At 59.5% G+C, this 9,890-nt stretch carries 10 protein-coding genes; all 10 read right to left on the reverse strand.

From position 1 onward, the window contains the following. Nucleotides 1-6: 6 nt before the first annotated feature. Genes Q8O80_RS06365 through Q8O80_RS06410 form a run of 10 tightly spaced genes read right to left on the reverse strand, consistent with a single transcriptional unit; the run spans nucleotide 7 to nucleotide 9,676 of the window. Nucleotides 7-615, reverse strand: a complete 609-nt coding sequence (locus Q8O80_RS06365) for an NADH-quinone oxidoreductase subunit J (RefSeq protein WP_305578105.1) — start codon at nucleotides 613-615, stop codon at nucleotides 7-9. An 11-nt stretch (nucleotides 616-626) separates the two neighbouring features. Further along, entirely contained in the window at nucleotides 627-1,115 is a 489-nt protein-coding gene (nuoI, locus tag Q8O80_RS06370; protein ID WP_305578127.1) for an NADH-quinone oxidoreductase subunit NuoI, read from the reverse strand. Then, nucleotides 1,115-2,212: an NADH-quinone oxidoreductase subunit NuoH gene (gene nuoH / locus Q8O80_RS06375; RefSeq protein WP_305578107.1), complete on the reverse strand. Its 1,098-nt coding sequence runs from the start codon at nucleotides 2,210-2,212 to the stop codon at nucleotides 1,115-1,117. The genes nuoI and nuoH overlap by 1 nt, the downstream gene beginning before the upstream one ends. Nucleotides 2,213-2,221: 9 nt before the next feature. Then, nucleotides 2,222-4,327, reverse strand: a complete 2,106-nt coding sequence (gene nuoG / locus Q8O80_RS06380) for an NADH-quinone oxidoreductase subunit NuoG (protein WP_305578109.1) — start codon at nucleotides 4,325-4,327, stop codon at nucleotides 2,222-2,224. Between the two features lie 5 nt (nucleotides 4,328-4,332). Continuing rightward, nucleotides 4,333-5,640 carry an NADH-quinone oxidoreductase subunit NuoF gene (gene nuoF, locus Q8O80_RS06385; RefSeq protein ID WP_305578111.1) on the reverse strand — a complete coding sequence of 436 codons (1,308 nt, stop codon included), beginning with the start codon at nucleotides 5,638-5,640 and terminating at the stop codon, nucleotides 4,333-4,335. An 11-nt stretch (nucleotides 5,641-5,651) separates the two neighbouring features. Then, nucleotides 5,652-6,923 (reverse strand): NADH-quinone oxidoreductase subunit NuoE, encoded by a 1,272-nt coding sequence (gene nuoE, locus Q8O80_RS06390; protein WP_305578113.1) that lies wholly within the window; start codon nucleotides 6,921-6,923, stop codon nucleotides 5,652-5,654. Continuing rightward, a complete protein-coding gene (locus Q8O80_RS06395; protein WP_305578115.1) occupies nucleotides 6,923-8,116 on the reverse strand; it encodes an NADH-quinone oxidoreductase subunit D in 1,194 nt (397 codons plus the stop codon). Before Q8O80_RS06395 ends, nuoE begins: the two co-directional genes overlap by 1 nt. Then, on the reverse strand, nucleotides 8,113-8,730 hold the full coding sequence (locus tag Q8O80_RS06400) for an NADH-quinone oxidoreductase subunit C (protein ID WP_305578117.1): 618 nt from the start codon (nucleotides 8,728-8,730) through the stop codon (nucleotides 8,113-8,115). The genes Q8O80_RS06395 and Q8O80_RS06400 overlap by 4 nt, the downstream gene beginning before the upstream one ends. An 11-nt stretch (nucleotides 8,731-8,741) precedes the next feature. Then, complete coding sequence (locus Q8O80_RS06405; RefSeq protein ID WP_305578119.1) at nucleotides 8,742-9,320, reverse strand: NADH-quinone oxidoreductase subunit B family protein; 579 nt, start codon at nucleotides 9,318-9,320, stop codon at nucleotides 8,742-8,744. Beyond that, nucleotides 9,311-9,676, reverse strand: coding sequence for an NADH-quinone oxidoreductase subunit A (locus tag Q8O80_RS06410; protein ID WP_305578121.1), 366 nt, complete (start codon nucleotides 9,674-9,676; stop codon nucleotides 9,311-9,313). Before Q8O80_RS06410 ends, Q8O80_RS06405 begins: the two co-directional genes overlap by 10 nt. Nucleotides 9,677-9,890 lie beyond the last annotated feature (214 nt).

Below are 9,890 nucleotides of genomic sequence, written 5' to 3' on the forward strand. Positions count from 1 at the left end.
TGTCCCCTACAGCCCTTGACCGCTTTTGACTTTGACGACTTCGAGTGTTTCCGACGGGCGCCGTCCGACCTGCTTGACCGGATCCTGCCGTTTGACGTTGCTCTTGTGGCGCAGGGTCAACACGATGGCCCCGATCATGGCTACCAGCAGAACCGCGCCGGCACCCTGGAATATGAAGATGTAGCGCGTATACAGCACCTGCCCGATGGCCCGGATATTCTCCACGCCGTCATCCATTGGCAGCACAGCAGCGCTGGTCACTTCGGGCGACACCACAAAACTGCCTGCAACCAGCAGCAGCTCGAGCAGTAACACCACCCCCACCAACACCCCAACCGGCGCATATTGCAGAAAACCCTGTCGCAGCGAGACGAAGTCGACGTCCAGCATCATCACCACGAACAGGAACAACACAGCCACGGCGCCGACATAAACAACGATCAGCAGCAGCGCCAGGAACTCGGCACCGGCCAGCATGAACAGACCGGACGCATTAAAGAATGTCAGGATCAGGAATAGCACGGCATGCACCGGGTTCTTGGCCGAAATGACCATGAACGCCGACGCCAATGCGATGGCGGCGAACAGGTAGAAGAAGAATAGTGGAAGCGTCATACTCTTCCCTCTCAGCGATACGGTGCATCGGCGGACATATTGGCAGCGATTTCACGCTCCCAGCGATCGCCGTTGGCGAGCAGCTTCTCTTTGGAGAAATACAGTTCTTCACGCGTTTCAGTAGCGAATTCGAAGTTCGGGCCCTCAACGATAGCATCAACCGGGCAGGCTTCCTGGCAGAAACCGCAATAGATGCACTTCACCATATCGATATCGTAACGCACCGTGCGACGCGTGCCGTCATTCTGGCGCGGGCCAGCTTCGATGGTGATGGCCTGCGCTGGGCAAATGGCTTCGCACAACTTGCAGGCGATGCAGCGTTCTTCGCCATTGGGATAGCGGCGCAGTGCGTGCTCACCCCGGAAACGCGGGCTCAGATGCCCCTTCTCAAACGGGTAGTTGATGGTCGGCTTGGGCGAGAAGAAATACCGCATGGCCAGAAAAAAGGCTTTGACCAGTTCTGTCAGCAGCAGCGTATTGACGACTTGGGTGGCGCGCATCATGCCATCCCTCCATGCCAGCCCCAGCCGGTAAGCTGAAGCACGAAAGCAACGATAATGACCATGCCCAGCGACAGCGGCAGGAACAACTTCCAGCCAATGCGCATCAGTTGATCATAGCGGTAGCGCGGCACGATGGCCTTGGCCATGGCGAACATGAAGAACACCAGGCTAAGCTTGATCACAAACCATACGACCGGTGGAACCCAGGTAAATGGCACCATATCGATCGGCGCCGTCCAGCCCCCCAGGAACAGGATGGTGGTCATCGCGCACATCAGCAGGATCGAGATATACTCGCCCAGCATGAACAGCATATACGGCGTCGCCGAATACTCGGTCATGAAGCCGGCAACCAACTCGGATTCGCCTTCAGCCAGATCGAATGGCGGGCGGTTGGTTTCCGCCAGTGCCGAGATGTAGAAGATCACGAACATCGGGAACAGCGGCAGCCAGAACCAGTTCAGGAATGTCAGCTGCGGCAAGCCAATCATGTGGGCCAGGCCCATTTCGTATTGCGCCGTAACGATATCGGTCAGGTTCAACGAACCGACGCAGAGCAGTACGGTAATGATGACCAGGCCGATGGAGACCTCATAGGACACCATCTGCGCTGCCGCGCGCAGCGAGCCCAGAAACGGGTACTTCGAGTTCGAAGCCCAACCGCCAATGATCACGCCGTAAACGCCCAGCGATGAAATCGCCAGCAGGAACAGAATGCCCAAATCAATGTCAGCAAGTGCCAGCCCCGGCCCGAGCGGCACCACGACCCAACCCGTCAAGGCCAGGGTTGCGGTCAGCAGTGGCGCCAGCAGAAACAGGATCTTGTCCGCGCCGCCGGGAATAACCGGCTCCTTGAGCGCGAACTTGAGCAGATCGGCAAAGCTCTGCAGCAGGCCGAATGGACCCACCACATTGGGACCGCGCCGCATCTGCACCGCCGCCCAGATCTTGCGATCGGCCAGCAGGATGAACGCGGTGAACACCAGCAGCGACACCAGCAATAGCAGCGCCTTGTAGACCAACCCGACATGGATGCCCCAGCCGAAAAGCGGGATACCAAGCAGGTAATCGAGGGCAGCGATAATAAAGTCCATTGTGCTCCCCTACTCCGCGGCCTGCCGGAGACCGGCTGCGGTAGCTGCGCATTCACCCATGACGGCGGAGGCGCGGGCGATTGGATTGCTGAGATAGAACTCGGTCACAGCCGAGCCAAACGGCGCCGACTTGGTCTTGATACTGGCCTTGGCCAGCTTTGCAATATCGGCCGCCGATCCCGGCGCAATCTGGTCGATCCGCGCAAGGTGGGGGAATTCGGCATAGATGGCCGCACGCAACTGGGTCAACGAGTTGAATGGCAGCGGCTGGCCGATGGCGCCCGAGAGCGCCCGGATAATGGCCCAGTCTTCCTTGGCGCCGCCCGGCGGGAACACGGCGCGGTTGGTCACCTGAACACGGCCTTCAGTATTGACATAAGTTCCTGATTTTTCCGTGTAAGTCGCCGCGGGCAGAATGACGTCGGCGCGGTGTGCGCCAGCATCGCCATGTGTGCCGATATAAACCACGAACGCATTGCCCATGGCCGACATGTCATATTCGTCGGCGCCCAGCAGGAACAGCACATCAAGCTCACCCTTGCCGGCCAGGGCGATCTGGTCCGCTGAGCAGACGCCGCCATCATGCGGTACAAAGCCGATATCGAGGCCACCAACGCGACTGGCCGCATTATGCAGCAGCGCAAAGCCATTCCAGTCGGGGGCAACATCCTTGCCAGCCGTTGCCAGCCGGGCAGCCAGCGCGATGGTGTCGCGCCCAACCTGCTTGCCCAGCTTGGCATGCGACACTGCACTTTCACCGACAATGATCAGCGGGCGCTTGGCGTTGGCGAGAATCTCGCCGAACGAACCCTTCCCGGCAGCCAGATCGGCAAGTGCTTCAAAGCTGTCGCCGAGGTAGCTGTAGTTATAGGTGAGGTCCGCCTGCTCGCCGATCACGGCGATTGGCAGCCCCGTTGCGCGCCAGGTCTTGCGAATGCGGGCATTGACCAGCGAGGCCTCAAGGCGCGGGTTGGCGCCAATGATGACGATGGCGTCAGCCTGTTCGATCCCGGCAATGGTCGGGTTGAACACATAGGCCGAGCGCGGCATCGACGGATCGATGCCCGACATGGGCGGACGTACATCGGTCATGCCTGAGCCAACTGAAGCCAGCAGGCTCTTGAGCGCATACATTTCTTCGACTGCTGCGAGATCACCGGCGATGGCGCCGATCTTGCCACCAGATTTCTTCAGGCGTGCTGCAACTGCCGCCAGCGCCTCGTCCCAGCTGGTCGCCTGCAGTTTGCCGCCCTTGCGGACATAGGGGCGATCCAGACGCTGACTCTTGAGGCCATCCCACACGAAGCGCGTCTTGTCCGAAATCCACTCTTCGTTGATTGCGTCATTGACGCGCGGCAGAATGCGCATCACTTCGCGGCCACGGCTATCGACACGGATATTGGAGCCAACCGCGTCCATCACGTCGATGGATTCGGTCTTGGTCAATTCCCACGGCCGCGCGTTGAAGGCGTAGGGCTTGGAGGTAAGGGCACCAACCGGGCACAGATCGATCACATTGCCCTGCAACTCGCTGCTCAGCGCCTTGTCGAGATAGGTGATGATCTCCATGTCCTCGCCACGGCCAATCGCGCCCATTTCAGGCACGCCAGCGACTTCGGTGATGAAACGGACGCAGCGCGTGCACTGGATGCAGCGGGTCATCGCGGTCTTGACCAGCGGGCCCATATACTTGTCTTCGACGGCGCGCTTGTTTTCCTGGAAACGCGAGCCGGAGACGCCATAGGCCATGGCCTGATCCTGCAGATCGCACTCACCACCCTGGTCGCAGACCGGGCAATCGAGCGGATGGTTGATCAGCAGGAATTCCATCACGCCTTCGCGAGCCTTCTTGACCATTGGCGTGTTGGTGAACATTTCGGGCGGCTCGCCATTGGGGCCCGGACGCATGTCCTTGACCGACATGGCACAACTGGCCTGCGGCTTTGGCGGCCCGCCCTTCACTTCGACAAGGCACATGCGGCAATTGCCGGCTACCGACAGGCGCTCATGGTAGCAGAAGCGTGGAATTTCAGCGCCGGCCGCTTCAGCGGCCTGCAGCAGGGTATAATAGTCGGGAACTTCGACGAGCTGGCCGTCAACCTTGATACTTGCCATCGCCCCTACTCCGCCGCGATCGACGGCACGGCGCCGTCGCTGGTGGATGAATATGTGTACTGGTCGATCCGCTCTTCGATCACGTGGCGGAAGTTGCGGATCAGCCCCTGGACCGGCCACGCCGCAGCGTCGCCCAGCGCACAGATGGTGTGCCCTTCAATCTGCTTGGTGACCTCAAACAGCATGTCGATCTCGCGCTTCTGGGCGCGGCCTTCGACCATGCGTTCCAGCACCCGCATCATCCAGCCGGTGCCTTCGCGGCAGGGCGTGCACTGGCCACAACTCTCATGCTTGTAGAAGGCCGAGATGCGCCAGATCGCCCTGATGATATCGGTCTGCTTGTCCATGACGATCACCGCAGCCGTGCCCAGCGACGAGCCGACTTCGCGCAGCCCGTCAAAATCCATCAGTGCATGCCGCATCTTGTCGCCCGGCACACACGGAACCGAGGAACCACCGGGAATGACCGCCAGCAGATTGTCCCAACCGCCGCGGATGCCGCCGCAGTGCTTTTCAATCATGTCCTGGAACGGCACGCCCATTTCTTCTTCGAAGGTCGCTGGCTTGTTCACATGGCCGGACACGCACATCAGCTTGGTGCCGGTATTGTTGGCGCGACCGAGCGAAGCGAACCAGGCGCCCGAACGGCGCAGAATTTCTGGCACAACAGCAATCGACTCGACATTGTTCACCGTGGTCGGGTTGCCATACACGCCCATGCCCGCCGGGAATGGTGGCTTGAGCCGGGGCTGCCCCTTCTTGCCTTCCAGTGATTCCATCAAAGCGGTTTCTTCGCCGCAGATATAGGCGCCGGCACCGTGATGGACGATGATATCGAGGTCCCAGCCGTGGATATTGTCCTTGCCGATCAGCTTGGCTTCATAGGCCTCCTCGACAGCGCGCTCGAGATGCTGACGCTCGCGGATGAACTCGCCGCGCACATAGATGAAGGCCAGATGGGCATCCATGGCGCGGGCGGCCAACAGGCAGCCCTCCACCAGATGGTGCGGGTCATGGCGCAGGATGTCGCGATCCTTGCAGGTGCCGGGCTCAGACTCGTCGGCATTGACCAGTAGGTAATGTGGACGGCCGTCATTGACCTTGGGCATGAAGGTCCACTTCAGTGCCGTGGGAAAACCGGCGCCGCCGCGACCCCGCAGGCCCGAGGCTTTGACTTCATTGGTAATCCAGTCGCGGCCGGAATCGATAAACTCCTTGGTGCCGACCCAGGCACCCCGTTCCCGCGCGCCAGCCAGCGTCCAGTCGTGTTGACCGTACAGATTGGTGAAAATGCGATCTTTATCAGCGAGCACGTTTCACTCTCCTAGCGCGGCTTCTTGCCGAAGACGCGGACATATTCTGCCTCGCCGCCCTTGGCCAGTGCAGCAGCTTGCTTGATCCAGTCGTCACGGGTGATGCGACCCTTGAAGTTAAGCGCATCGTCAACCTTGGTGACATCATCACTGCTGAACCCAGCAACCTGGCTCCATTTGGTGATACCCAACGCGTTGAGCCTACGCTCCAGCACCGGTCCCACACCCGAAATCAGTTTGAGATCATCGGCAGCGCCGGCTGGCGCGACAAACAATGGCGTATCGCCGCCCTTTTCAGCCGTCGGATTGACGGCAGCCGGGTCGACCTTGGGCGCAATGATTGTGCGGCTCTTCTTGGGCGCAGCAACCGAAGGCTCTACGGGCGTCTTGTCCACTGCCTTGCCACCATCGATTTTGCCGCCATCTGACTCAGCACCGGTCGCGCCGGCACGCATGGCGTTGTTCGGCTTGCCATTGGCGTTGGCCGCTGCATCAGCAGCCTTGCGCTCGCCCTCCGCCTTTGCCTGGGAAACCTTGGCCTTCTCGGGTGTGCCCTTGATTGCGGGCGCCGACTCAGCGGTCACATCCTTGGGCTTGGCGGCGGTAGTTGGTGCAGGCGCAGCAGCTTCCGGCGGTGGCGCCGGTGGAATGAACTTCTCGCGCTTGGCAGTCGGCTTGACCAGCAGTGTGGTCTGGCCACCCTCAGCGGCCGAATGCAGGCGTTCGACCTGCGGGCCCGGCTTGATGGTGTGGCCTTGCCCTGCGGCAAATGCATCCACGATCTCTTCGAACCGCTCGGCCGTCAGGTCTTCGTAAGTGTCGTGGTAGATGGCAACCATTGGCGCGTTTACACACGCTCCGGCGCATTCCACTTCTTCCCAGCTCATCGTGCCATCGGCATTGAGATGGTGCGGATCGTGATGAATCTTGCTCTTGCAGATTTCGATAAGATCGCCGGCGCCGCGCAGCATGCACGGTGTGGTGCCGCAGACCTGAATGTGGGCGCGCGTGCCAACCGGCTGCAATTGAAACTGGGTATAGAAAGTTGCCACTTCCAGCACCCGGATATAGGCCATGCCGAGCATGTCCGCGATCGTTTCGATCGCAGCCCGGCTGACCCAGCCATCCTGATCCTGTGCCCGCATCATCAACGGTATAACAGCAGATTGCTGACGGCCGGCCGGGTACAACCCGATCTTCCATTCCGCCCATTTGGCGTTCTCAGCACTAAATGCGAACGATGCCGGTTGAACCGACTCGTCAGCCAGGCGACGCGCAACCATCAGCGATCAACCTCTCCGAACACGATATCAAGCGAGCCAAGGATCGCCGAGACGTCAGCCAGCATATGGCCACGACACAGGAAATCCATGGCCGACAAATGTGCAAAACCCGGCGCCCGGATCTTGCAACGGTATGGCTTGTTGGAGCCATCACTAACCAGATAGACGCCAAACTCCCCCTTGGGCGCTTCCACACAGGCGTAAACCTCGCCAGCGGGAACCTTGTAGCCTTCGGTATAGAGTTTGAAGTGATGGATCATCGCTTCCATCGACCGCTTCATTTCGGCGCGCTTGGGCGGCACAACCTTGCCATCAAGCGAGGAAACCGGACCCCTGCCGTCGGCAGCGTTCAACTTGGCGACACACTGCTTCATGATCTTGGTCGACTGACGCATCTCTTCCATGCGGATCAGATAGCGGTCGTAGCAATCACCATTCTTGCCGATGGGAATGTCGAATTCCATCTCGTCATAGCATTCGTACGGCTGGCTCTTGCGCAGATCCCAGGCGGCACCCGAACCGCGCACCATCACGCCCGAGAAACCCCAGTTCCACGCGTCTTCCAGCTTGACCACGCCAATGTCGACATTGCGCTGCTTGAACATGCGGTTTTCGGTCAGCAGGGTATCAAGATCGACAACGAACTTGAGAAATTCATCGCAGAACACATCGATATCATCGATCAGCGACTGTGGCAGATCCTGATGCACGCCGCCCGGGCGGAAATAGGCCGCATGCATGCGCGCACCGGATGCACGCTCGTAGAAAATCATCAGCTTTTCGCGCCACTCAAAGCCCCACACCGGTGGCGTCAACGCCCCGACGTCCATGGCCTGCGTGGTCACGTTCATCAAATGCGCCAGCAGACGCCCGATTTCCGAATACAGAACACGGATCAACTGGCCGCGGCGCGGCACTTCCAGACCTAGCAGTTTTTCGACGGCCAGAGCAAAGGCATGCTCCTGATTCATCGGCGCCACATAATCGAGGCGGTCAAAATAGGGCACGGCCTGCAGATAGGTCTTGGATTCGATCAGCTTCTCAGTGCCGCGATGTAGCAACCCGATATGGGGATCGACGCGCTCGACGATTTCACCGTCGAGTTCCAGAATCAGGCGCAGCACACCATGGGCCGACGGATGGACCGGGCCGAAATTGATAGTGAAATTACGAACATTGGCTTCAACGGTCATTGTTTGGCCTTCTCGTCACCGGGCAGCACATAGTCAGTGCCCTCCCAAGGCGACAAATAGTCAAAGTCGCGATATTCCTGCATCAGTTGAACCGGCTCGTACACCACACGCTTGCGCTCTTCGTCATAGCGCACCTGCACAAAGCCGGAGACCGGAAAATCCTTACGCAGCGGATGCCCGTCAAATCCATAATCGGTCAGGATGCGGCGCAGATCCTGGTGGCCCGAGAACAGCACCCCGAACAGATCATAGGTCTCGCGTTCGAACCAGTCTGCGCCACGAAAAACGCCGGTAATGCTGGGCACAGGCGTAACATCATCGGCACGCAGCTTGACCCGGATGCGATGGTTCAGATGCGGGCTCATGAAGTGATAGACCACCTCGAAGCGCTCATCGCGTTCCGGGTAGTCGGCACCGCAGATGTCGGTGAAGCTGATGAACCGGCATTTCGCATCGTCGCGCAGGAACGTTGCCACGGAAATGATCGAATCGCGCGCCACAGTCAGCGTCAATTCGCCAAACGCGACTTCCTGTGCAATGACCGCAGCGCCCAGAGCGCCAGCAATGTGCTGGCCAAGGTCCACAAGCGGATCAACCTGGATGGCTTCATCCATTTTTCGCGATCCTATCGTTCGATGGTGCCGGTGCGGCGGATCTTCTTCTGCAGCAGCAATATGCCATAGAGAAGCGCTTCGGCGGTCGGGGGGCAGCCGGGTACATAGACGTCAACGGGCAGCACACGATCGCAGCCACGCACGACTGAATAGGAATAATGATAGTAGCCGCCGCCATTGGCGCAGCTTCCCATCGAGATGACATAGCGTGGCTCTGGCATCTGGTCGTAGACCTTGCGCAGGGCCGGCGCCATCTTGTTGGTCAGCGTTCCGGCAACAATCAGCACATCGGACTGGCGTGGCGAGGCGCGCGGCGCGGTGCCGAAGCGCTCAATGTCGTAGCGCGGCATCGACATCTGCATCATTTCAACAGCGCAGCAGGCCAGACCCGTCTGCATCCACATCAGCGAGCCGGTACGGGCCCAGGTCACCAATTGGGCTACCGTGGACACCAGAAAGCCTCTATCCGCCAATTCATCGGTAACATCGGTGAAGAACGGGTCTTTGGCTCCGGCTGCCTGCTGGGTACGGGGATCAATCAGGCCCGTCGGGCGTGGCGCGACGATCGTCTGGTTATCGCTCAATCCCATTCCAGCGCACCTTTCCGCCATTCATAGATGAAGCCGACGGTCAGCACGCCCAGGAAGATCATCATCGACCAGAAGCCTAACCAGCCGACATCGTGGAACGCCACTGCCCAAGGGAACAGAAACGCGACCTCAAGGTCGAAAATAATGAACAGAATCGCCACGAGATAGAACCGCACGTCGAACTTCATGCGGGCATCATCGAAAGCATCAAACCCAGCCTCAAAGGCCGAGACCTTCTCTGGGTCCGGATTCCGAACGGCAACAATGAAGGGAACCACCAGCAACGCCAGTCCGATAACGGCGGAGAGGCCGAGGAAGATGATGATGGGCAGATAATCGCTGAGCAAATCAGTCATGCGGCAGCCTGTTTTCTAATCCGGTCGGGCGACCGGCGTCACGTGAGTTTCGCAAGCAATTGGGGCAAGCGAACCGGCGCAACGAATGATGGCTTGGGCTTAGACCTTTGGCCATCGGGTTTCAAGGGAAAGAAAATATGAGCAAAATCATCATATATAGCGACGAGACCGCGAATGCTGCTTGCCAGAAAGCATGGCTCGCCGTGAGCATGCT

It is taken from the genome of Devosia sp. (genome assembly GCF_030689745.1).
GTDB lineage: Bacteria > Pseudomonadota > Alphaproteobacteria > Rhizobiales > Devosiaceae > Devosia > Devosia alba.

Excerpts from the sequence above, each read along its gene's own strand:
- nuoG (WP_305578109.1), bottom strand. The coding sequence starts at position 4,327 with ATGGCAAGTATCAAGGTTGACGGCCAGCTCGTCGAAGTTCCCGACTAT.
- nuoI (WP_305578127.1), bottom strand. The coding sequence starts at position 1,115 with ATGCGCGCCACCCAAGTCGTCAATACGCTGCTGCTGACAGAACTGGTC.
- Q8O80_RS06410 (WP_305578121.1), bottom strand. The coding sequence starts at position 9,676 with ATGACTGATTTGCTCAGCGATTATCTGCCCATCATCATCTTCCTCGGC.
- nuoH (WP_305578107.1), bottom strand. The coding sequence starts at position 2,212 with ATGGACTTTATTATCGCTGCCCTCGATTACCTGCTTGGTATCCCGCTT.
- Q8O80_RS06405 (WP_305578119.1), bottom strand. The coding sequence starts at position 9,320 with ATGGGATTGAGCGATAACCAGACGATCGTCGCGCCACGCCCGACGGGC.
- nuoE (WP_305578113.1), bottom strand. The coding sequence starts at position 6,923 with ATGGTTGCGCGTCGCCTGGCTGACGAGTCGGTTCAACCGGCATCGTTC.
- Q8O80_RS06400 (WP_305578117.1), bottom strand. The coding sequence starts at position 8,730 with ATGGATGAAGCCATCCAGGTTGATCCGCTTGTGGACCTTGGCCAGCAC.
- Q8O80_RS06395 (WP_305578115.1), bottom strand. The coding sequence starts at position 8,116 with ATGACCGTTGAAGCCAATGTTCGTAATTTCACTATCAATTTCGGCCCG.
- Q8O80_RS06365 (WP_305578105.1), bottom strand. The coding sequence starts at position 615 with ATGACGCTTCCACTATTCTTCTTCTACCTGTTCGCCGCCATCGCATTG.